The organism is Sneathiella sp. P13V-1 (genome assembly GCF_015143595.1).
Taxonomy (GTDB): domain Bacteria; phylum Pseudomonadota; class Alphaproteobacteria; order Sneathiellales; family Sneathiellaceae; genus Sneathiella.
Genome location: NZ_WYEU01000002.1, coordinates 446,783 through 470,767, shown reverse-complemented (window position 1 = coordinate 470,767; position 23,985 = coordinate 446,783). Strand labels below are relative to the sequence as shown.

Sequence of the window (23,985 nt, the reverse complement as noted above, 5' to 3'; positions counted from 1 at the left end):
CAATTAAAACAGTTGATTGTTAAATCCGGATGGGAGGGAGACAATCAAATCTTCAAGCTCCTCCGTCATCACGACCTGGCATCCAAGACGAGAGGTCGGTGTCAAACCGTAGGCCAAGTCCAGCATATCTTCTTCATCGTCCGAAGCGTCCGGAAGCCGTTCAAAATCTTCCTCATCCACAATGATGTGACATGTTGAACAGGCAAGGCTTCCCTCACACGCGCCTTCAAGCTCCAGCCCATTTTGCTGCGCGATATCAAGGATGGTTTTGCCAAGTGGCGCATCTACTTCGACCCGAGTTCCATCAGGTTTGATAAAGGTCATTTTTGACACTGGTTTTGGATCCCTACTTTAGATCAACTTTAGACAAGTCTACCGACCCGCCCCTTTTCTTTCATATAGATTTTTCCACGCCAGAACAAATCTATCTGCATCTTCTTGTGTTGTGTGCCGCCCCATGCTTACCCGCAGCGATTGGGATGCGGTGATATCATCGTATCCCATAGCGGTTAAAACATGACTGGCTTTGACCTTACCGCTGGAACAGGCTGATCCTGCACTCACGGCAAAACCGTTCAGATCAAATGTCATTACCTGAAGTTCTGAAGGCACGCCTGGCATTCGGATGCAGCTCGTATTTGGCAGACGGCTTGCGCCTTTTCCAAAAACCTCGGTTTCCGTAATGGCCTCAATATCTGCTTCCATTTTATCCCGGATCTTCGAAAGCCGGGCATATTCGGAAAGTTCTGCCTCTGCCTGCTCTGCAGCAAGTCCGAACCCCGCTATACCAGCAACATTTTCAGTCCCGCCTCGGCGCCCCTGTTCCTGTCCACCGCCTTTTTGGAGGGTTTTGATCACCACACCATCGCGCACCACAAGCGCGCCCATCCCTTGTGGACCACCAATTTTGTGGCTGGAGAGGCTCATAAGATCAGCACCTAGATCTTTGAAATTAAATGTAATTTTCCCAAGCGCCTGGATTGCGTCGGTGTGCAACAAAACACCATATTCATGAACAAGTTCAGCAATTTCAGAGATATTCTGCAAAACACCTGTTTCGTTATTGGCCAGCATCACGCTAACAAGTGCGGGACGTTGTAAGTCCCCCAAAATATGTTTTAAGGCTTCTAAGTCAACCAAACCGGCTTTATCCAAGGGGATCGTTTTGGCACCTTCTACACTTCTAAGAGAGTCGTGTTCTCCTGCACTGATGATCGCCTCCCTATCAGGAAACCCGTTAAGCACCATGTTGTTGGCTTCGGTTCCGCCAGAAGTGAAAATAACCTCTTGCGGTTTGGCACCTGCCAATGCGGCCACTTGACGACGCGCATTTTCAACGCGGTTTCGTGCTTTTCTGCCGGACGCATGAACAGAAGAAGGATTACCCCCTTCCTTCATGATTTCCGTCATGAAAGTGATCACCTCATCCCGTATTGGGCAGGTCGCGTTATAATCTAGATATACCTGTTGCTGCATGGGCAAAAAATATGCCTTGCCAGAAGTTCCGACAAGGCATTTCGTTCGACTGATTGGATAAAATTTAGGCTTTGGGGTCGTCGCTTTTCAGCTTGATATCAATTTCGATATCTTCTGACGTCAACATAACCGGACCACGACGTTCATTTTCCAGTTCTTTTTCGAGCTCTTCAACCCTCATTGACAAAGACTGAACCTTATCAAGAAGACCATCCATCACCTTGAAAACTGGATCCTGCAATTCTTCAGCACCAATACCATAGGCTGCGAATCTTGCTTCGGTGCCATTATTCGCACCTGATTTTGCGGCCCGGGCGGGGCTACCCACCACGGTCACACGTTCAGGAACATCTTTCACAACAACCGAATTCGCACCGACGCGCGCGCAACGGCCAACAGTAATAGGACCCAGTACTTGCGCGCCTGATCCAACAATAACATTATCGCATAGGGTCGGATGACGCTTCACATCGCGCTGTTTATCACTGTCAATTGACGGTGCCACACCACCTAATGTCACATCATGATAAAGAGTTACATTATCGCCGATTTCTGCGGTCTCCCCGATGACGACACCCATACCATGATCAATGAAAAGACGGCGGCCGATTTTCGCACCCGGATGAATTTCAATACCGGTGATAAATCGACTGAACTGAGAAATCAATTTTGCAAGAAAGAACCATCCGCGTTTGTAACAGGCATGGGCAAACCGATGAAACATGACCGCGTGGAACCCAGAATAAAGAAGAATAACTTCAATTCTGGAGCGCGCGGCGGGATCTCTTTCGATAACCGCGGCGATATCATCGCTTATATGCTTGAACATATGCCCATTCCTTCTGTATTGTGCGGCCCTTATAGCCTAATGCACAACAGGTTACAACGCGCCCGTATTCTTGTGATATAAGGACTGCGGCAGTGCTGTCAAGGAAACGCCCTTGTGGCGGAGCACTTGAACAGGCTATGTATGACCTGCATCACATTTGCGTGATAGATGATGAAATCGCGCTGTGAATGTGGCAAAAGGACAAAAACTAAACCAATAGGAACTTGGACCTATATGCCAGACGTAATTTTTAATGGACCTGAAGGTCGCCTTGAAGGCCGCTATCACCATTCCGCAGAGGCGAACGCGCCACTTGCTTTGATCCTGCACCCTCACCCACAATATGGGGGCACAATGAACAACAAGGTTGTTTTCAACCTGTTCACCAATTTCAAAGAACGCGGCTTTTCAGTATTACGCTTTAACTTCCGTGGCGTTGGCCGAAGCCAAGGTGATTATGATCAGGGAATTGGTGAGCTGTCCGATGCGGCGGCTGCACTGGACTGGATGCAGACACATAATCCAAATGCCGGCCCTGTTTGGGTCGCAGGTTTCTCCTTTGGTGCCTGGATCGCCATGCAGCTTCTGATGCGCCGTCCTGAAATCGAAGGATTTATTTCCGTTGCACCACCGGCCAACATGTATGATTTCTCGTTCCTGGCACCGTGCCCCTCTTCCGGCATCATCATTAATGGCACTCGTGATATTCAAGTACCTCAAAAAGATGTTTTGAAACTGGTTGAAAAATTGCAGGCGCAAAAGGGTATTACGATCCATCATAGTGAAGTAACTGGCGCAGACCACTTCTTCCAAGAAACATTACAGAACCTCATGTCTTCAGTTGATGACTACCTGAATATGAGGTTATTGGGTAAAGAAGACCAAGAATGAAGGTCTAAAGCACCAAGTTCAAAAGCCGCTGTCAGAGCTTCAGCGGCTTTTTTTTTGTTCACTACATATATTAGTTTTCTCGTCTATATGACTATAGTTAACCCTATGTTTATTTTCTCTAACTAAATAGTCAACTATGGACGAAAAGAACTCCTTAAATCAGGCTGAACTGCAGACTCCCCGTTTGCAGGAAAAAAGCACCGAAGAACTTGAAGCAGAAGTTGCGAACCTCAAGATGAGATTAGCTGTCGCTGAACAGCAGCTGGATCAATTCGATAAAGACTTTGCTTACACTCAGGAATTGGCAACAGCTGCCTTCTACTCGAATGCTCAACTTGCCTCGGTTTCAGAGTTAGATTCAGGGCGATTCCTAGATGTAAATGAGACTTGGGTCAAAACCCGCGGCTACACGAGAGAAGAAGCAATCGGCAGAACCGCCGACGAGCTAAATATCTGGGGCGGGCCAGAACTACGTGAAAAACTCATCAACGACATCAGCAAGCATGGCCGTTTGCGCAACTACGAAACGCAATCTGTGATGCGATCCGGGGAGGTTCGTGATTTTATTCTAAATGCAGAAGTTCTCCACATAAATGGTCAGCGTCTTCTTTTCTTCTCTGGCATGGACATTACCGAGAACAAGAAAATTGACAAGAACCTTCAACGCACCCAAAAAATGGAAGCCGTTGGACAGCTTACAGGCGGTATTGCTCATGACTTCAACAACCTACTAGCCATTATTCAAGGGAATCTGGAGCTTCTGGAAGAGCAGCTTCCAAACAAATATGAAAACCTACATCGCCTTTTACAATCTGCGCTACATGGAACCAAACGTGGCGTCAACATTACCAAAAAACTGCTAAGCTTCTCCAGCCGTCATGCTGGCGGCAATATCGTTATCAACCCGAACCTTCTTATTAACGAAACAAGCGATCTCATTTCAAAATCCATCACCGCCTCAGTTGATCTCAAACTTGATCTGGCAGAAGACTTAAAATCAGCCAACTTGGATCCGGGGGAGTTTGAAGACGCGTTGATTAATCTCAGCATTAACGCCCATGATGCAATGCCAGACGGAGGCTGCCTCTCCATCAGATCTGAAAATGTTATATTAGGTGACGATTACTGCGCTTTCCATCCAAATTTGACACCTGGCGACTATATCGCGGTTACTGTTGAGGATACCGGAGATGGAATGCAGGAAGATATCCGTGACAGGATTTTCGAGCCCTTTTTCACGACTAAAAGTAGCGGTAAGGGAACTGGACTTGGCTTGAGTATGGTCTTCGGCTTTGTGAAACGTTCAGATGGGCATTTGGAAGTTGAGTCCGCTCCCGGTAGCGGCACAAAATTCATTCTCTATTTTCCCGTGGCCGAAACTGAGTGCAAAGTGAAGGTTGAATCTACCTCAGTCAAGAAAACATCTCCTTCTGGTTCTGAAAAAATTCTGCTTGTCGATGATGAAGTTCATCTGCTGGATATCGCAAATGACAAATTGTCCAATCTTGGATATCAGACATTCACAGCTGCCAACGCCATTAAGGCCCTGGAGATCTTGAGCGAGAACCCTGACATTGATTTGGTGTTCACCGATATCGTGATGCCTGGCGAGTTAAATGGCTTCCAACTGGCTGAAAAAATCAGGCACCACTATCCTCAAGCTAAAATTCTTCTGACAAGCGGCTATACCCGCTCACAAGAACTTCTCACCAAAGATCAGGAAACGGCACTCGCTGATTTGATGACTGAAATGCTCAACAAACCTTACACGTTAAGCCAGCTTGCTGAGAAGGTTCGCACCCAGCTTGATCACTGAGTAGTCTCACGCAGCACGATTTAGTTTGCCGCCGACTTGCGGGGCTGGTACGCCTGTGGTTCCAGGGAAACTTAACGGCATCCCAAGCAGGGATCGTACGGCGAGAAATGCGAACGCTTCTGCCTCCAACTCATCACCACGCCACCCTTCAGCTTCAACAGGCTCAACAGGTACGTTCAGTTGCTCTGATAGACATTCCATAATATATCCGTTGTGACGCCCACCACCTGTCACCAGCCATTTGCGCGGCACAGAAGGCATATGATCAAGCGACATAACCACTGACGCGACGGTAAAAGCTGTTAGCGTAGCAGCCCCATCCTCTGAAGACAGTCCTTCAACTAAACTCAAATCAAAGTCATTTCTATCCAGGCTTTTAGGCGGTTTTTGCTGAAAATATGGGTGTGCAAGGTAAGCCTTCAAAATGGATTGATCAACTCTTCCAGATCTCGCCAATTCACCATCCTGATCGAACTTCTCCCCTGTATTTTGAAAAACCCAATCATCAATCATGGCGCTTGCAGGCCCTGTATCGAAGGCAAGGATGTCCCGACCGTTTAGATATGTGACATTACCAACACCACCCAAGTTGAGTACCGCCAACGGCTTTTCCAAATCATTAGAGAGGGCTTTATGATAAATTGGCGCAAAAGGCGCCCCTTCCCCGCCAGCCTCAACATCCGCAGATCTGAAATCATCCACTACATCCACTCCCACCGCATCAGCGATCCGCTGCCCATCCCCGACCTGAACTGTTATTCCGTTTGACGGATCGTGAAACAACGTCTGGCCGTGGAAACCGATCACTTTGATGTCGCTCATATTCAGGTTTGATTTATCAACAACTGCCCTGACAGCTTCAATGTTTAAATCAGTAAATGCATTGATGATCTCAGAGGGGGCCTCTTTCTTTCCCAAGAACTTCTGGAATTCCCTTCGAAAGCCGTCGGCATAGCTTTTTGAATAAGCCGGCCCTAGTTCTAGCACCCGCTCACCATCTGTTTTAATTAACGCGGCATCAATGCCATCCATCGAGGTTCCGCTCATCAATCCGATGGCCCAATAAGCACGATTGGTATCATTCATTCGCAAAAATCCCCGTAAAACCCCAAAGCAGGCTTTTAAATTCAAATCAGAATGTGGTACAGCACTACTCTATTTTTCTAACTAACAGAAAAGATAACACAGTTAAAATGACCGAACTACGCTCTGAATTTATGAAAACCTTCCGCGATCGGGGATACATGCATCAATGTACAGATCTGGAAGCACTGGATGCTGCATTTGCTGACAGGCCAGTCACAGCGTATATCGGCTTTGACTGTACCGCCCGCAGTCTTCATGTTGGTAGTCTGATGCAGATCATGATCCTGCGCCGTATGCAGCAGGCAGGTCACAAACCGATTGTCCTGATGGGCGGTGGCACCACAAAAGTTGGCGATCCATCCGGTAAGGATGAAAGCCGTCCTGTAATCACTGACGAAATCATCCAGGAAAATATGGATGGCATCAAAAAAGTGTTTGAGAAATTCCTGACTTTTGGTGACGGTCCCACTGACGCAGTGATGGTCAATAATGACGATTGGCTCAGCGAACTTGGATATATTCGTTTCCTTCGCGACTATGGTCGTCATTTCTCCATCAATCGCATGTTGACTTTTGATAGCGTGAAATTGCGCCTGGAAAGGGAACAGTCTCTTTCCTTCCTTGAGTTCAACTACATGATCCTTCAAGCTTACGATTTTGTGGAACTTAAAAAGCGTTTCAATTGTGATTTGCAAATCGGTGGTTCTGATCAGTGGGGCAATATTGTGAACGGCACTGAACTTGGTCGCCGTACAAACAGCTTCAATCTGTTTGGCCTAACCACACCGCTGCTCACCACATCTTCCGGTGCGAAGATGGGTAAAACTGCGGCTGGTGCGATTTGGCTAAACGAAGACATGTTGTCGCCTTATGACTACTGGCAATTCTGGCGCAACACGGAAGACGCAGATGTGGGTCGTTTCCTACGTCTGTTTACTGAGCTTCCCTTGGATGAAATCGCCAAGCTTGAAAAAATGCAAGGTGCTGAGCTTAACGAGGCCAAAAAGGTGCTCGCCAACGAATGTACCCGCCTTGCCCATGGCGATGCCGCCGCAGAAGAAGCTGCCGAGACAGCGCGCCGGACGTTTGAAATGGGTGAAACGGCTGAAAGCTTGCCAACAACAGAAATTCCAAAGGCCGAACTTGATGAAGGCATCCCTGCTTTTGCTCTGTTCAATCGTGTTGGTCTTAGCCCATCCAGTTCAGAAGCACGCAAACTGATCAAAGGAGGCGGAGCACGTCTCAATGATGAGAAAATCAGTGATGAAAAACTGGTTCTGACATCTGCAGATGTAAATGAAACAGGCCGGATCAAGTTATCCGCTGGCAAGAAACGCCACCACCTGATCCTGCCATCCTAATACTAACGGGGACGATTACTGTCTAGGTGACTCGTCCCCTTTTCCTGGATAGTCAGGAATACTCGGGTCAGCATCTCCAGCGCCAGTCCAAGGCTCAAAGAACATGCGTCTCAAGATACCCGGTGCCAACGCGGATACAGGATTTACGAAAATTTTCGGATCCTCACTGGTACCCTCTACACGGTAAGAGAAACCGAAAATTCCCTCTCCTTCTCGACCAACAAGTAAGCGGCCTAAAAGCGGAATATTGCCGAGCATGGAGTTAAGTGTATAAGATGGAATAACCGTACCGAAGGCATCAAGCGATCCACTTTTTTGATCCACTTTGCCAGAGAATGTAATTCCAATGGACCCTACAGCCCTGAAATTTTTGGTCTCAATCACTCCGTTTGTATAGGTAAAGGGCCCTTCAACCGTGGCAAAAGTCATCCCGTCACCTTCCAGAAGTTCCACAATACCGCCCAAAGATCCAACAGTGAGAATGCGGCTCAAAACGGGAGCATTAACGATGCGGATCTCTTTCATGTCCACCCAACCCTTGGCGACACTTTCCTCTTGTGTGTCATCAATATCCGCTTTGATAACAACTTCTCCCTCGCGCGCGTTATCATAGATATCCAACCCTTGCAGCAATAGCCCGGCGTGATCCGTCTTAAACTCCATATGACGCCCCTTCAGACTTTGCGTCATATCGAAAACCAGCTTGTTCTTACCGTTCAGAAGGCCTTCTACATTGCTTTGGCGGATAACATTATTCGCGTAATCAACATATCCGTTCACATTCTCAATGAAGACATCCCCATCCATTTGGACTTTCTTCATTGTCAGGTTGAGCAGTACATCAGGTGTTTTGTCCTCTTTTCTAGCTTCTGCCTTACCTTCGTTCAGTGAATAATTTTCCACGATATAGGGGCGAAGGTCGAAATATTCCCCTCGTAAATTGGCCGTGTAGCTATCCTGATTATTCCGAATGACCTGAAGTCCTAGATCATTTCCACTAAATTGCAGTCTTTTTGCGGTAAGTTGTACAAGTCCCTGCGCGTCCAGCGTGGCATTCCCATTAAACTCAAGAGTTTCAGAAACCATTCGGATGTTTGTGAACTCTGTATTTCCGCCCGTGCTCACTGAAAACTGAGTGCCAATATGCCCGGCAACACCGATCGGTTTGCTTATTCTGAGATCAGGAACCTCAATAGAAGCCTCCAAAAGGTTCATCGTCACAAGGCCGTTGGCAGTGCCATCTCCAATAACATTCAATACCAATGAGGTATCCACGTTCCCCTTCAAGAAATCAGCGTTCGGCTGTCCTAGGGCCAGACGGTCTTTGTCACTCAGGCTGGCTTGCACCTCATAACGGCGCTGACCTTTTTGTTTTCCATTTAACCACGCCTGAAACGAAATATCTGAAGGGATATCCGCAAGTTTCCCCTGCCCCTTAACAGTCAGCTTCTCTGGTGTTACCAGAGCCGCAAAATTACCATTGGTGACATCGTACTCGTCATACACATCCGGAATTAACGCATCCGCAAACTGACCTTTCGCTTCATATTGCACCTGCTGAAGCAAAAGATCGTCTTTAAGCGGAAAGACAAATTGTGCAGTAACCTTCCCAACACCTGTCATCTGTTCGGGCTGGATACCAAAATCCCTTACAAGTTCCAGAGGCTTTTTGTCCAGAAAGCCAAAGATGCTTTTGTTCTGACCTTCAACCGTCACCGTGATATCCGCCATCTGATCGGGTTTATCAAAATCGTAAATCAGCACGTCACCACTGCTGACAGTCATGTCCTGCAATTTACCGGTCAAATCGTAAAGGTGGATTTTTGTTGCCGTCAGAACCGCTTCACCGGAGATGTCTGTCACTTTGGGAAGCGGTGGGAAATAGTTGGTGGAAAGGCCATCAAAGGCAAACTCTAACTTAATCGCTTCATCTGGAATTTTACCGCTTTTGAGCATTTCTGGCTGCAAATCCACCAGGAATTTCACATCTTTTGTAATGCCATCCCGAATACGCGCCGTAACCCAGTTATATCCGTCTACCGCCGCCGAATAGGGCCAATAAAGACCAAGATCATCTGTTTTTAGCCCCTTGATGCCACCTTCCAAAGAAAGTGCCAATCCATCTTCACTTTGCGAGAAACTACCGGCTAAATCGACTGTTGGCCCAACGGTTACTATATTTGCCTTATTGATATTGACCCCGTTGAACGGGAACATACTGTGACCTTCGAAAGTAGCACTACGAATTTGGAGTGGCTTTTTATAGAGGTCAGGAATATCAATTATTCCTTCTCCAACCCCAAGATTGAAGCCAACTTGGATGGGGGTGAAGTTTTCATCAATGGAAAGGTGAATATCCCCTGAAGTGACGAGGCTTACTCCGGACAGTATCTCAAGATCTGGGATTTCGGCCGCTAATAGGCTGACAGGGAAATCCTGAATATTGGATGCAAGAGTTGTGGTTCTTTCTTTGCGGTCATATACTGTGTTGGCCACAAGCTCAATTTGCTCCCCACCAAGTCCAATTTTACCGTTGATATGACCATTTACCCCTTCATCCGAACTCCAAATCACAACGTCAGCGGAGGATATTTTCCAGCTTTTTCCCAGCTTATCATCGTCAATCTGAATTTCAGATCTGTATATCTCCAACCGCTGCAGATAAGCTGTTAAATCATCACTTTCACTTTGCTGGCCTAGGCCTGCCAGCAAACGGTGCAGGGTCTCTGTATCCGCACTGGATTTTTCATTTTGTGACGCGTCAACTTGCTCTGTCCGTTCAACTTCACCATAACTATAGCCAAGTTTTACCGACCCTTCATGATCCCGGCGAAGACGTACGTTAAGCCCTTCGAACTCTAATCCGGACGGCGCAATTTTCTTGTTTATCAGTGCTTTACGACTAAACGTTACGGTGACTTGCGGAACAAATGCAACCTTCTCACCTTCCCGGCCAACGGACAGGTTCGTGACCGCAAAAACCATATTTTTATCGCGACCATCCCAAAGCATCTGCAAATCATCAAATTGCAAATCCAGTTTGGGATATTGTTCCACCAGCACTTCAGAAAGGTACGGGGTCATAAAAGCCAATGACACAGGACCACGGCTTACAGCACCAATGACAACGGCGATGATCACGACTGCCAGAACAACGACACTTAATATCGTGCGAAATAGTATTTTTGACGTTGTTTTTATCAATTCGTGTTATTCACATTTAAAGAACAAGGTTGACCGTTATCAAAGCCCGGTGACTGATCATTGATACATTATGCTATGACCAACTTTTGGATCAATAGATATGCCTGAAATCAAAGAATTTTCATTTCTCACTGAAATTGAGAACCTTCCTCTTCCCTCCAACAACGACTATTTGCGGATTGGGCAGGAAAACTGGGAGGTTCTAGCGCCGGAAATTAATAACTGGTCAGATATAAGATCAGAATTGGGCAATTCTGTGATTGCGAACGATTTGCTTCACGCGATATTCGGGAACAGCCCTTATCTTTCACAGTGCATATTTTCAGATCCGGCCTTCTTCCTCTATCTTCTGCAGAAAGGTAGCGAAAAGGCATTAGAGAAAATCTATGAAGATTTGAAACTCAATGCCGCCCCTGCCCTTGGCATGACCGAGATTATGAAAGCCCTGCGGGTCGCAAAAAAACGTATCGCACTGCTAACAGCCACAGCGGATATTGGTAATGCATGGCCACTACTAAAGATCACCAAAACTCTGTCAGATTTTGCCGGCGCAGCTGTAGACCACTGCCTTGCACATCTATTATTTCACGCCCATCAAAAAGGTGACATTGAACTGAGCAACCCAGATGATCCAACACCCGATTCAGGGGTGATCATTCTTGGCATGGGCAAACTCGGAGCATTTGAGCTCAACTATTCCAGCGATATCGACCTGATCGTTCTCTATGATAGCGAAAAAGTGGTCTATACGGGTCGCAAATTCATGGATGAGTTTTTTATCCGTCTGACACGAAACCTGGTCAAGATGATGCAGGAACGCACTCAGGATGGATATGTTTTCAGGACCGATCTGAGGCTTCGCCCTGATCCCGGGGCCACCCCTCTCGCGCTCCCTTTGGCTGCGGCACACACATATTATGAAAGCCAGGGACAGAACTGGGAACGAGCTGCTATGATTAAGGCACGTCCAATTGCCGGTGACATCAATTGCGGCCATGAGTTTACTGAATTCTTACGCCCCTTTGTATGGCGCAAGTTTCTTGATTTCGCGGCTATTGCGGATATTCAGGCCATCAAATCGCAAATCCATACTCACAAAGGCTTTTCCAAAATCTCCCTTGATGGTCATAACATCAAAATCGGGCGTGGCGGCATTCGGGAAATTGAATTTTTCTGCCAGACCCAGCAACTTATCGAAGGTGGACGAAACCCTTCTCTCAGAAGTTCCTCAACCCTTGGAACGCTGGATCTGCTAACAGAAAACGGAAATATCGAAGGAGATGTGCGGGACGACCTGCACAAGGCGTACATCTTCCTCAGAACTCTTGAACATCGCCTTCAGATGATCAATGACGAGCAAACCCAATTGTTGCCTGATCGGCCGGATGACCTGGATCGTCTAGGTATGTTTATGGGGTATAATGATCCCGCAGAGTTCAGGGAAACTTTGGAAAGCACATTAAAAACCGTTCAGGGGCATTACGATCGCCTCTTCCAATTTGAAGAGACAGAAGGACGCAAAGCAGGTCGCCTTGTTTTCACCGGGTCCGACGACGATCCGGAAACACTTCAATCCATTGCGGAACTTGGCTTTGAAGAGCCCGCAATGGTCTCTCAGACGGTGCGTGAATGGCATCATGGACGGTATCGCGCCACACGGACAACACGTGCGCAACAATTGCTCACGGAGTTGATGCCAAAAATTCTTGAAACGCTTGCTGATACAGCCAGTCCGGATGCGGCCTTCAAACGATTTGATGCGTTCTTGAAAAAACTCCCCGCCGGTGTGCAGTTATTCTCTTTGTTTTCAGCCTATCCCAGCCTCTTGAATCTGGTTGCCAAGATTATGGGAATGGCACCAGAACTTGCGGATCGCCTCTCCACCAACTCAACACTGTTGGACGGCGTCCTCACATCCGACTTCATGGAACCGCTGGAAGACCGGCAAACATTGGCAGATGACCTTGCTGTTATGCTCGCGACTGGACGGGATTTTCAGGATGTTCTGGATATCAGCCGTCGTTGGGCGAAAGACCAGAAATTCCGGGTTGGCGTTCAAATTCTGGATAACATTGATCACGGCACTGAACTTGGAGCAACGGTCGCGGCTGGTGCTTGCCTTACCACCCTGGCTGAGGTCGTCATGCAAGCCCTCCTCCCTCTGGTGGAAGCCGAGTTGGGGGTTCGTCACGGCAGCATCCCAAATGGAAGATTTGCCGTTTTGGCAGCTGGAAAACTTGGTAGCCGAGAAATGACCCCACGCTCAGATGCGGATCTTATATTTATTTATGACACGCCTGAGGAAGGGATCATGACCGATGGGGATAAACCCATTCCAGCGGGTCTTTACTACACGCGCCTTTCCCAACGATTTATCAATGCGATCAGCGCCCTCACAGGTGAAGGGTCGCTTTATGAAGTCGATATGCGCCTTCGGCCACATGGAAATTCAGGCCCCATCGCCCTGCCACTGGACGGATTTGAAAAATACTACATGGAAGAGGCCTGGACATGGGAACATCTTGCCCTTACGAGAGCGAGGCCGATTGCAGGTGACGCGAGTTTGATGAAGCAAGCGGCTGATAAACTGGCTGCCATCCTTCAGACCAAACGTGATACCGAAAAAATCACTGATGATCTTTTGGACATGCGCCGCCGGCTTCAAAAAGAACATGAAGGAAAGCCTTATTGGGCGTTAAAGCACCACGAAGGCGGTTTGATGGATTTGGAATTTATCTGCCAGTACTTAAAATTGCGTCATGGTGCGACCAACCCTGAAATACTGGAACCAAACACAATCAGTGCTTTGGAGAAACTTGGCGACGCAGGGTTAATTGATCCAAAAGATGCACGGGATTTAACCTCTGCAATGAAACTCTATCTCAATCTGCAAGGTCTCATTCGACTGTCTTTGAACGACCGTGTGGTGACAGATGACATCCCGATTGCTTTGAAAGAAGCATTGGCCATCGCAGGTGGACAACCTGACTTCCCAATGCTGTGCGACTATTTGCAAGACAGGCAGTACAAAGTTTCTCAAATTTTTTCCAAACTTGTAAAAGCGTAGCAACGTACAACTTGTTTTAATCAATCCCGGCTGCTACCAAACAGCAAAGACAAACAGTGGAGAGCAAGAATGGAAGAAGGACAAAAAGTCGTCGCTTTTGACATGCCAACGGATACAGTTGGAAACGTTAGCAATGAAAGCCTGATGGGAAGTCCCTACATAATCTACTTCTACCCAAAAGACAGCACACCAGGCTGCACAAATGAAGCAAAGGATTTTACAGCACTGAAATCCGAATTTGATGCTCTTGGTGTTAAAATCATCGGGGTTTCCAAAGACAGCCTAAAGCGTCATGAAAATTTCCGGAATAAACAGGAACTGGATGTCATTCTGGCGAGTGATGAAGGCACTGAGTTTTGCGAAGCTTTCGGCGTTTGGGTCGAGAAAAACATGTATGGCCGCAAATATATGGGTATTGAGCGCGCTACCTTCCTGATTGACGCAGAAGGCACTGTTCGCAATGTCTGGCGCAAAGTGAAGGTGAAAGGCCACGCAGACGCTGTTCTGGAGGCTGCAAAAGCACTTTAATGACCACCCTTTGTGATTTTGCCCTAGAAATCCTGTCCACCAGTGACGCCGCAGAAAAAGCGCGCCTCAGCGAACAATATGCGGAGCGTTGGTGGGCAGACAGCAGTATGGAAGTTGGTAAAGTCACCCCACCGGACCGCCCCGCAAGACCTGAAAAGCCAGAGCTGCTTCCGCCAACAGAGATGCCCAAAAGACGCGGCAAATCTGAAAAGGCACGCGCAACCCTTCTTCATGCCGTTCTTCATATCGAACTCAATGCAATTGATCTGGCTTGGGATGTCATAGCGCGCTTCAGTGACAGTGAAATGCCGCGCGAGTTTTTCGACGATTGGGTAAAAGTGGGCGCAGAAGAAGGAAAGCATTTTCGCCTTCTGTCAGCGCGCGTTGAAAAGCTGGGATATAAATATGGCGACTTCCCCGCCCATAACGGGCTTTGGGAAGCGGCATACGATACCCGCCATGATATCTGCGCCAGACTTGCTGTTGTTCCGATGGTTCTGGAGGCTAGAGGTCTTGATGTGACCCCCGGAATGATCGAGCGATTCGCAAAAATGGAGGATTTTGCGAGCATCGATATCCTTAAAATTATCTTAACAGAGGAAATTGGACATGTTGCTACAGGCAACCGCTGGTTCCATTTCCTTTGCGGAAAGCTGGGTGAAAGCCCACGCGAATATTGGCAAAAACTTGTCCGTGAAAACTTCAGAGGCCTTTTAAAACCACCCTTTAACGAAGAAGCGCGAACTGAAGCCGACCTCACACCTGACTATTATTTACCCTTGAGCGCCAAAAACTAGAGTCAATTCATCCTTAATTTTCATCACTTGCCACGTTGAGTTTTGGCTAAAAATCAGTTTAATAAAGCCCCTGATTTTGAGCCATCAATTTAAGGGTTTTGGGGGAGCGTTGATGAAGAAGATACCTGTTTTAGAACGGGCCTTTTCCGATCGGCAAATTATCATCAGCCAAAACGGAACCCCCACCTATCTTAATTTGGGGAAAAAGAAGCAGATCGCAGCAGCCGTTTGCGGTGTTTCATTGATTGCTCTTGTTGGTACCCTCAGCTTCAAAGTTATCGACCTTTCCGATCAGGTCGATTTTCGGGATCAGCAACTTACCGAGCTCCAGGATAAGGTGAGAAGTGTTTCCTCAAACCTTCTTCACACCAAAGCCAGCCTTAAAATCACTAAAAACGAACTGGATCAACAATATACTCGCTTGGAAGATATTCTGAACCAGCGTCAGAATTTGGAAAAAACACTGCAGGCCGCTACTCAAAACCTGCAAAAGACGGCGACTGACCTGAGCAGCCGTGATCAATATGCCAAAGATCTTGAAGATCGAATTGATATGCTGTCATCCCGCTTACAGCATACTAATCTGCGGAGCGAAGATCTGTCGCTGGAAATCACGCGTGTAACAAAGAAGTTATATCAAACGACAGAAGAGCGGGATCAGCAGGCTGAAGCCAAACTGATCGCCCAGAAAAAACTTACTTCGTTGAAACGCGAACTGCAGATTTTCCAATCTACTAAAGATGAAATCTACAACGAGCTGCAGCAGACGAAACGCAAGCTGACAACATACGATAAAGAACGTCTGGAGAAAGAAAGCACGCTTGAAAACCTTCATAATGAAGTGGCGTCTTTGAAAAATCGTTTGTCAAAAATTTCAACTGAAAACAAAGCGTTAATTGAAAGAGTTCACGCGCAAGCCGAACTTGGTATAGATGCTTTGCATGAAACGATTACTCTTACCGGTCTGGATCCTGACAAAATCCTGGCGCCTGATAACATCGAAGGTATTGGCGGCCCACTGCACGGTGTGTCTCAAACTGGTGAATTGCTGGAGAAAGAACAGCAATATTACGAAGACGCCCAAAAAATGGAAGCGAGCCTCGCCCGCTGGAATACACTCAACAAAATCATGAAGAACATCCCACTCGCCCGCCCAACGGATCGGGGATATGTTTCTTCAAGCTACGGCCAACGCAGTGACCCCGTGACCAAACGCAAAGCGTTCCACTCCGGTATTGATATTAGCGGTCCCAAAAATACGAAAATTCTGGCGACTGCACCGGGTAAGGTGATTAAAGCCGGTCGATATGGCCCTTACGGCCTGATGGTTGAAATCGATCACGGACAAGGCTTCAAAACAAAATACGGCCATATGAAACGTATCCACGTCAAAAAGGGCGATACCGTTAATTTCCGGACAAAAATCGGTACAATGGGATCAAGTGGACGCAGTACCGGACGTCATGTACATTATGAAATCTGGTACAATGACAAGACACTCAATCCAGCGAATTTCTTTAAAGCCGGAAATTACGCGTTTAAAACAGATAGCGTCTCAACTGATTAGTAACTAAACGACGGGGGTATCGATGTTTTCAAGTGGTAATGACAAGAAAAATATGTCTAGCGATACCATGCCCTCCATCATCGCGAAAGGACTGGTTGTTACTGGCGACCTGATCTCAGACGGTGAAGTACAGATTGACGGTATTGTTAAAGGCAATATTCAAGCCACCACAATAACCATTGGTGAAACATCCCATGTGACGGGTGATGTTGATGCAGACAATGTAACGATCCGCGGTAAGGTTGATGGTAACATTACGGGCTGCAACGTTGCAATTAGCGCGACTGCCAGCGTTAAAGGGGACGTTACCAACAGTTCATTGCAAATTGAACCTGGTGCAAAAATTGACGGCCACTGTCGTCACAGCGACACACCAAGAGAAAACCCGGATCTGGTTATAAATTTTGCTGAATCTGCAGAAGCCGCAGCTGAAAAATGAAGTCCAACTGGATTTAAGCACAAAAAAAGGGCCCCGAAGGGCCCTTTTCCAATTCTGCACTTCTAATTATCCAACGATTTCAGCGCCGGAGAAGAAGTAAGCAATTTCGATAGCTGCATTTTCTGCGCTGTCGGAACCGTGTACAGAGTTAGCTTCGATGCTTTCTGCGAAAGTTTTACGAATTGTGCCTTCGTCTGCATCTTCAGGGTTAGTTGCACCCATAACTTCGCGGTTTTTCAGGATCGCATTTTCACCTTCAAGAACCTGCACAACAACAGGACCGGAAATCATAAAGTCTACCAGTTCACCGAAGAAAGGACGTTCTTTGTGAACAGCGTAGAAAGTTTCTGCGTTTTCACGTGTCATCTGGATGCGCTTCTGAGCGACAATACGAAGACCAGCTTCTTCCAGCATTGCGTTAATGCCACCAGTCAGGTTACGACGAGTTGCATCTGGTTTAATAATTGAGAATGTGCGTTCTAGCGCCATGTTAATCACCCTGATTTGGTTGGGAAACAAATGATATTTCGCGCCTTATAACTGTCCTTGGCCCTCGCCGCAACTCATTTGCCATTTTTTTCTTATTTGCACTGTAGTTTTCCTGAGACTGTCATTTAAAAAACTGCTACACGGTGCGCATGCTTCATATCAAAAACATTACATATCGCGTTGCAGGGCGTACGCTGCTGGAAGAGACATCTCTCCACATCCCCGTTGGTCACAAAATTGGCCTGATCGGCAGGAACGGTACAGGCAAGTCTACGCTGCTAAAGCTGATCACCGGGGAAATTCATCCCGAAGGTGGCAGCATCCGTTTGCAAAATGGAGCAAAACTTGGCGTCCTGCCGCAGGAAGCACCCTCTGGACCAGAAAGTCTGCTTGAAACCGTGTTGGATGCGGATATTGAGCGGAAAAACCTGTTGAACGAAGCAGAGACCGCAGAAGACCCACAGCGGATCGCGGAAATCTATACACGCTTGGCCGATATCAATTCTCATACAGCAGAAAGCCGGGCGGCAAAAATCCTGACCGGTTTAGGATTTGATTTTGAAGCTCAGCAGAGGCCATGCTCCTCTTATTCTGGTGGATGGCGAACCCGTGTGGCTCTTGCGGCTACACTATTTGCTGAACCTGACCTCTTACTGCTGGATGAGCCATCCAACTATCTGGATCTGGAGGCAACACTGTGGCTGGAGAACTTTCTAAGAAATTACCCTCGCACTCTGGTCATGGTCAGTCACGACAGAAATCTGTTGAATAATGTGATCGAAACAATTGTTCATTTGGATCAATTAAAACTAGTTAAATACAATGGTAATTACGACTTCTTTGAAAAAACCCGGGCAGAAAAACTGGCACTTGATGCTGCCATGGCGAAAAAACAGGACACGCAACGTAAACATCTGCAATCTTTTGTAGATCGTTTTCGAGCGAAAGCCAGTAAAGCACGTCAGGCGCAAAGCCGCGTTAAGATGCTGGAAAAAATGAAACCAATCGCTTCCGCTATGGAAGAATATTCGGTCAACTTCTCATTTCCCTCTCCTGCACCGCTTTCATCTCCAATTGTTACCATGGAAAATTGCGAAGTTGGATATGAAGCGACAAAACCAATTCTAAAGCGACTCAATCTGCGACTAGATATGGAAGATCGTATTGCGTTGTTAGGGCCAAACGGGAACGGTAAATCAACATTTGCAAAGTTACTGGCTGGCAAGTTGCGCGCAGAAACCGGTCAATTTGCAAAATCGGGTAAATTGAAGATCGGTTTCTTTGGCCAACATACATTGGACGATCTACACCCTGAAGACACAGCCTATCAGCACCTTGTGGAACGCATGGGCAATGGACGGGAAGCAGTCGTACGGTCAAAGTTGGGACAATTTGGATTTTCAAAAGATAAATCTGATGTCGCCGTGAAAAAACTCTCAGGTGGTGAAAAGGCCCGACTAATTTTCTGCCTGCTTTCTATCGATGCGCCACATCTTCTAATTCTCGATGAGCCAACCAACCATTTGGATGTAGACGCCCGTGAAGCACTCATTCAAGGGTTAAACGAATTTGAAGGCGCTGTCATTCTCATCAGCCATGATCCTCACTTGGTAGCCCTTGTTGCTGACAGTTTATGGTTGGTATCTGGTGGAACCGTCACAACCTATGACGGTGATATCGATGACTACAAAAAACAGGTGATTGACCAGGCCAGAAATGGTGGCAGTGGGAACTCCCCATCTGCGGTTAGCGAAGAAAAACAACCTAACTCTGGTAAGGCACGGGGCAACAGCAAAGAGGCCCGTAAAGCGCGCGCCGAAGCTCGTGCACTTCTTGCACCAAAGAAAAAGGCCGTGCAAAAACTCGAGAAACAAATCCAAAGCCTACAGCAGGAAATTGAAAAACTGGAAATTAAGCTAGCGGATCCGACCACATACGAAAAAGGTGCCGATTACCAGGCTAGTGTTTCTACAGAAATTGGAAGATTGAAGGCTGAACAAGAGCAAACAGAAGAAAACTGGCTGATTGCTCTGGAAGAATTGGAAGAACTGGAGAATAGTTAGGCTTTTTGTTGCCATCCTTTTTCAGATTGCTGCCAATAAGTGACTGTACACCCTTGATCTTTAAATAGTTTCCAGCGTGCCCTCGCCTTACCCAATGAAGATTGATCGTTGCCATCAAACATATAGAGGCAACGATCATAGTTTTCCAAATCTGCTGCATCAGTATCTTGAAGCAGAACTAGGACATTCGCATCATTCAAATTTTGATCTACGCTCGTCGAGATCAGTATTGGCTGCGCTTCAGGTGATTTTTCTGAATCTAAACCATGCGGTAAAAAACTATCAGGCTGGTAAGTCCAAAGCAGATTATTAAGGTAATCTGCCATTTCATCTTCTTTCACGCGAATAAGTGCCTTCATGCCCCGCTCAAACACCTTGACGAGGAGTTTGGGCAGAGCCTGTTCAAGCGGTTGCACTTGCAAGTGATAGAAGCTGACCTCAACCATTAAGGGGCTTATTTACCTTCGTATTTTGCACGAACATATTGATCAAGAAGACGCACACCAAAACCGGTACCACCTTTAGGAACTGTTGCGGTGTCTTTCTTGGACCAAGCCATTCCAGCGATATCAAGATGTGCCCAAGGTGTGTCGTTCACAAATTTCTGCAGGAATTCGGCGGCAACAATTGATCCAGCGCCTCTGCCTCCTGTACCGATATTCTGAAGATCAGCGATGGGAGATTTGATCTGGTCTGCATATTCCTTCTGCATCGGAAGGCGCCATACTCCCTCTCCTACTTCTTTACCTGCCGCGAAGATATCTTCAGCAAGTTCATCATTGTTGGAGAATAGGCCTGCATTTTCATGCCCGAGTGAAATAATGATCGCGCCTGTGAGCGTTGCGAGGTCAATCATCACTTCTGGATCAAACCGATCTTGTGTGTACCAAAGCGCATCGGCAAGGACAAGACGCCCTTCTGCATCGGTGTTTAAAATCTCAATAGTTGTCCCGTTCATCGCGGTTACGATATCACCGGGACGTTGTGCGTTGCCATCCGGCATGTTTTCAACAAGCCCAACAACGCCAACAGCATTGACTTTTGCCTTGCGACCCGCAAGAGCTTTCATGAGGCCGGTGACGGTACCGGCACCGCCCATGTCCCATTTCATTTCTTCCATCCCAGGGCCCGGTTTTAAGGAAATTCCGCCAGTATCAAAGCAAACACCTTTACCGACAAAAGCAATAGGCTTCTTGGCGCTTTTCTTTGTTGCACCGTTCCATTGCATAATCGCAATGCGGCTTTCGCGAATGGATCCTTGCCCCACACCAAGAAGCGCCCCCATCCCCAAACGACGCATTTTTTCTTCATCAAGAATTTCAACTTCAACACCAAGCGCAGTCAGCTCTTTGCAGCGTTCCGCAAAACTTTCTGGGTGCAGCACATTCGCTGGCTCACTTACCAGATCGCGGGTCATAAATACACCTTCTGCAATCGCCTCCAAGTCAGCAAAAGACTTGCGGGCACCAGAAGACGCTTTGCACGCTACCGTCATGCGGGTCAGTGACGGCTGGCTTGCGCTGTCTTCTTCACTTGTGGATTTGTACTTTTCAAAACGATAAGTCGCCAGTTTTGCGCCAAAAGCCATATGTGCGGCGGCTTCATTATCTTTAATCTCTTCCAGATCAAGACCATCCAGCATGAAGGTCACTGCGCGCGCACCCGCTGCGTTCAATTTTTTGACCAACGAACCGCCGAGATTTTCAAAATCTGTCAGTTTCAGTTTTTCCGGCTCCCCAAACCCAAGCAAGATGACACGTGACACTTCAACACCAGACGGTGCCAAAACTTCCAGATAGTCACCTTTCTTACCCTTGAAACGACTGGTCTCCAGCGCACGGCTCAATGCACCGCCAGTCAGTTCATTTACTTCCATCGCTGTTGGTGACAGTTCGTTGTCAGCGAAGACTGGAACGGCCAGAGAACTGCGTTTTGGCAGGGAAAGTTCGGTAAATGCGAATTTCATGAGAGACACCTGGTTTCTGAAATTGGGTTAAGTGATATTGCTTTCCTTAATCATTACAGGAGCATTCGCCCCGGTTCAACTGCCAAGCAGTTGTAATTTGCTGAAGATTTGTCTTTTTTTGAACAAAATCCACCTTCTTTATGGCACCCCAGTTTCGTTTAGGTATACTGCCGCCATGCTGAATATGAACCGTTACATAATCAAACAGTTATTGGTCCCGACCCTGTTTATCACTTTTGCACTTACAGGGGTCATTTGGCTTTCGCAGACTTTACAGTTTGTTGAAAAGCTGATCGAGGGGTTGCCAGTTTCTACTTTTCTGACTCTGACGGTTCTGCTGCTTCCGGGCATTCTTAAATATACCCTGCTTTTGGGGCTTTTCTTTGGAACCCTTTTTGCTTTCAATAAGCTCTATTCTGAATCCGAGTTGGTTGTTATGTGGTCCGCTGGCCTTAGTAATCTATCACTTACCAAAGCCGCAGTTTATCTAGCCTTCGTCGTCATGATCATTCTCTATCTTCTCAATTTTTTCTTGACTCCATACGGCCTTAGGACGGTCAGGGAATTAAGAGTGGAATGGCGTGAAAGTTTAGCATCCGTCGTCTTACGCGAAGGTGTTTTCAATGACCTCTCCAGTAACGTCACTGTTTATATCCGCGAGAAAACAAGAAACGGCAGATTACTCGGCATTCTGGTTCATGACGAAACCGTACCGGAAAAACCGGTGACATATATGGCGGAAGAAGGGGCTTTTATTACCACAGATGCTGGCCCTCGCTTCTTTATGAGAAAAGGCAATATTCAAGAAGTCCAGAAAGAAGAAGCGAAACTCAGCATACTGTATTTTGAAGACTACACCCTAGACCTCAGCCAATATGAGAAAGAAACAGGTGCTATCTGGCTGAAACCTTCCACACGTTATTTCAGTGAACTGGTTTGGCCAGAGAATGACAAAACAACGCTGCGCAACATGGATAAGATCAAACAGGAACTCCATCAACGTATGGCGTTACCCTTATATGCCATCTGCTTAACGCTGATCGCTATCGCTGGCGTTATTGGCGGGGAATTTACCAGACGAGGACGTCCGAAACAGCTCCTCGCGGCAGGGGCTTCAGGAATTGTTGCAATGGTTGTTGCCATGGCGTCATTCTCCTTAGGCCCGAAACATGCACTTCTGGTTGCCCTCATTTATATCTGGCCTGTTATTGTTGCCCTTGTTGCTCTGCACTTTATCCGAAAAGGTGGCGGATTCGAGAGTAATTCCCACGCATCCCCTAACCCACATTTGGCAGAAGGGGGCGCGTGATGAAAATTTGGGGAACCCTCTCAATTTATCTTGGAAAGCAGTTCTTAAAAAATATCGGCATCGTGCTTGCCATTCTGATGGCTATTATCTTTCTTGTCGATTTCATTGAACTGCTTCGCCGCTCTACCGGGAAAGAGAACATCACGATCTGGATGCTCGCTAATCTGGCCCTGCTCCGACTACCAAACCTGATCCTAACGTTACTGCCATTTGTCGCGCTGTTTGGCAGTATGCTTGCCTTCTTTAGAATGTCGCGTACCAGTGAACTCACCGTTATCCGCGCATCCGGCGTATCTGCATGGCTATTTCTAATGCCTGCCCTTTTACTTGCCTTTGCTATTGGTGTCTTTACCGTCGGGATTATCAATCCCATTGCTTCAGCCATGTCGGCAAAGGCCTCCCAAATCGAAGCGACCCAACTTCAAAACAGGTCAAGTCTTCTCTTTCTAAGCTCAAATAACCTTTGGCTTCGTCAAACCGACAGAGATGGTTTGTCCGTCATTCACGCCCGCGGTGCCATTAATCAAGGGATCGATCTTACCGACGTCATCATTTTCCGATATGACCTGAAAGAGCAATTCATTGGCCGAATAGAAGCAAAAAGAGCCTTATTGCGCTCGGGTTACTGGGAACTGAAAGACGTTCTGATGACAAGTCCGGAGCAGGCAGCGGTCATAAGGGAAGAAATGACCCTAAAAACCGATTTGACCATTGCGCAAATTCAAGAAAGTTTTTCACCTCCTGCAACACTGTCCTTTTGGGAATTACCAAAATTTATCCGCACTTTGGAAGAAGCAGGCTTTTCTGCACTTAATCATCGTATATACTGGCATAGCTTGATCGCCAGCCCTGTATTGTTAATGGCGATGGTTCTGGTTGCGGCGACCTTTAGTTTAAGAACTACACGCCGAGGTGGGGGGAGTATTCTGATAATGGCGGGAATCACGAGCGGTTTCGTGTTTTATTTCTTCACGGACATCATCCGTGCCCTCGGAATGTCTGGAAACCTGCCTGTCCTGCTGGCAGCATGGATCCCTGCAGTGGCAATAATATTTCTTGGTGTCGCAATGATGTTCCATCTGGAGGACGGCTAATTC

At 47.1% G+C, this 23,985-nt stretch carries 19 protein-coding genes; 11 read left to right on the top strand and 8 right to left on the bottom strand.

What is annotated here, in order from left to right:
* Positions 1-3 precede the first annotated feature (3 nt).
* The 3 genes from GUA87_RS09275 to cysE all read right to left on the bottom strand — a co-directional run bounded on the left by GUA87_RS09275 (position 4) and on the right by cysE (position 2,338).
* Entirely contained in the window at positions 4-333 is a 330-nt protein-coding gene (locus tag GUA87_RS09275) for a ferredoxin family 2Fe-2S iron-sulfur cluster binding protein (RefSeq protein ID WP_193716275.1), read from the bottom strand.
* A gap of 39 nt (positions 334-372) precedes the next feature.
* Positions 373-1,476: a cysteine desulfurase family protein gene (locus tag GUA87_RS09270; RefSeq protein WP_193716274.1), complete on the bottom strand. Its 1,104-nt coding sequence runs from the start codon at positions 1,474-1,476 to the stop codon at positions 373-375.
* Positions 1,477-1,540: 64 nt separating this feature from the next.
* Entirely contained in the window at positions 1,541-2,338 is a 798-nt protein-coding gene (gene cysE, locus GUA87_RS09265) for a serine O-acetyltransferase (RefSeq protein ID WP_321575915.1), read from the bottom strand.
* Positions 2,339-2,539: 201 nt separating this feature from the next.
* Here cysE and GUA87_RS09260 point away from each other — a divergent pair, with 201 nt between their 5' ends.
* Together GUA87_RS09260 and GUA87_RS09255 are read left to right on the top strand one after the other, a co-directional pair.
* Positions 2,540-3,196, top strand: a complete 657-nt coding sequence (locus GUA87_RS09260; protein WP_193716272.1) for an alpha/beta hydrolase — start codon at positions 2,540-2,542, stop codon at positions 3,194-3,196.
* Between the two features lie 136 nt (positions 3,197-3,332).
* Positions 3,333-5,012, top strand: coding sequence for an ATP-binding protein (locus tag GUA87_RS09255; protein WP_193716271.1), 1,680 nt, complete (start codon positions 3,333-3,335; stop codon positions 5,010-5,012).
* A 6-nt stretch (positions 5,013-5,018) separates the two neighbouring features.
* Here GUA87_RS09255 and GUA87_RS09250 read toward each other — a convergent pair whose 3' ends face one another.
* The gene (locus tag GUA87_RS09250) at positions 5,019-6,104 is read right to left on the bottom strand and encodes an anhydro-N-acetylmuramic acid kinase (RefSeq protein ID WP_193716270.1); all 1,086 of its coding nucleotides are present in this window, start codon (positions 6,102-6,104) and stop codon (positions 5,019-5,021) included.
* Positions 6,105-6,205: 101 nt separating this feature from the next.
* Here GUA87_RS09250 and tyrS point away from each other — a divergent pair, with 101 nt between their 5' ends.
* Positions 6,206-7,459, top strand: coding sequence for a tyrosine--tRNA ligase (gene tyrS / locus GUA87_RS09245; protein ID WP_193716269.1), 1,254 nt, complete (start codon positions 6,206-6,208; stop codon positions 7,457-7,459).
* Positions 7,460-7,474: 15 nt separating this feature from the next.
* Here the strand turns inward: tyrS and GUA87_RS09240 are convergent, their stop codons facing one another.
* Positions 7,475-10,663 (bottom strand): AsmA-like C-terminal region-containing protein, encoded by a 3,189-nt coding sequence (locus tag GUA87_RS09240; protein WP_193716268.1) that lies wholly within the window; start codon positions 10,661-10,663, stop codon positions 7,475-7,477.
* A 100-nt stretch (positions 10,664-10,763) separates the two neighbouring features.
* Here GUA87_RS09240 and GUA87_RS09235 point away from each other — a divergent pair, with 100 nt between their 5' ends.
* The 5 genes from GUA87_RS09235 to GUA87_RS09215 all read left to right on the top strand — a co-directional run bounded on the left by GUA87_RS09235 (position 10,764) and on the right by GUA87_RS09215 (position 17,061).
* Positions 10,764-13,730, top strand: coding sequence for a bifunctional [glutamine synthetase] adenylyltransferase/[glutamine synthetase]-adenylyl-L-tyrosine phosphorylase (locus tag GUA87_RS09235; protein WP_193716267.1), 2,967 nt, complete (start codon positions 10,764-10,766; stop codon positions 13,728-13,730).
* 69 nt (positions 13,731-13,799) lie between these two features.
* On the top strand, positions 13,800-14,258 hold the full coding sequence (locus tag GUA87_RS09230) for a peroxiredoxin (RefSeq protein WP_193716266.1): 459 nt from the start codon (positions 13,800-13,802) through the stop codon (positions 14,256-14,258).
* On the top strand, positions 14,258-15,055 hold the full coding sequence (locus GUA87_RS09225) for a ferritin-like domain-containing protein (protein WP_193716265.1): 798 nt from the start codon (positions 14,258-14,260) through the stop codon (positions 15,053-15,055). Before GUA87_RS09230 ends, GUA87_RS09225 begins: the two co-directional genes overlap by 1 nt.
* A gap of 112 nt (positions 15,056-15,167) precedes the next feature.
* Positions 15,168-16,622: a M23 family metallopeptidase gene (locus tag GUA87_RS09220; protein WP_193716264.1), complete on the top strand. Its 1,455-nt coding sequence runs from the start codon at positions 15,168-15,170 to the stop codon at positions 16,620-16,622.
* 22 nt (positions 16,623-16,644) lie between these two features.
* Positions 16,645-17,061, top strand: coding sequence for a bactofilin family protein (locus GUA87_RS09215; protein WP_193716263.1), 417 nt, complete (start codon positions 16,645-16,647; stop codon positions 17,059-17,061).
* 66 nt (positions 17,062-17,127) lie between these two features.
* Here GUA87_RS09215 and ndk read toward each other — a convergent pair whose 3' ends face one another.
* A complete protein-coding gene (gene ndk, locus GUA87_RS09210) occupies positions 17,128-17,550 on the bottom strand; it encodes a nucleoside-diphosphate kinase (RefSeq protein ID WP_193716262.1) in 423 nt (140 codons plus the stop codon).
* 149 nt (positions 17,551-17,699) lie between these two features.
* Here ndk and GUA87_RS09205 point away from each other — a divergent pair, with 149 nt between their 5' ends.
* Positions 17,700-19,613 carry an ABC-F family ATP-binding cassette domain-containing protein gene (locus GUA87_RS09205; RefSeq protein WP_193716261.1) on the top strand — a complete coding sequence of 638 codons (1,914 nt, stop codon included), beginning with the start codon at positions 17,700-17,702 and terminating at the stop codon, positions 19,611-19,613.
* Here GUA87_RS09205 and GUA87_RS09200 read toward each other — a convergent pair.
* A complete protein-coding gene (locus GUA87_RS09200) occupies positions 19,610-20,059 on the bottom strand; it encodes a DNA polymerase III subunit chi (RefSeq protein ID WP_193716260.1) in 450 nt (149 codons plus the stop codon). The genes GUA87_RS09205 and GUA87_RS09200 overlap by 4 nt on opposite strands.
* A gap of 8 nt (positions 20,060-20,067) precedes the next feature.
* A complete protein-coding gene (locus GUA87_RS09195; RefSeq protein ID WP_193716259.1) occupies positions 20,068-21,579 on the bottom strand; it encodes a leucyl aminopeptidase in 1,512 nt (503 codons plus the stop codon).
* 175 nt (positions 21,580-21,754) lie between these two features.
* Here GUA87_RS09195 and GUA87_RS09190 point away from each other — a divergent pair, with 175 nt between their 5' ends.
* Together GUA87_RS09190 and lptG are read left to right on the top strand one after the other, a co-directional pair.
* On the top strand, positions 21,755-22,888 hold the full coding sequence (locus tag GUA87_RS09190) for an LptF/LptG family permease (protein WP_193716258.1): 1,134 nt from the start codon (positions 21,755-21,757) through the stop codon (positions 22,886-22,888).
* Positions 22,888-23,982, top strand: a complete 1,095-nt coding sequence (gene lptG, locus GUA87_RS09185) for an LPS export ABC transporter permease LptG (RefSeq protein ID WP_193716257.1) — start codon at positions 22,888-22,890, stop codon at positions 23,980-23,982. Before GUA87_RS09190 ends, lptG begins: the two co-directional genes overlap by 1 nt.
* The last annotated feature ends 3 nt before the right edge of the window (positions 23,983-23,985 follow it).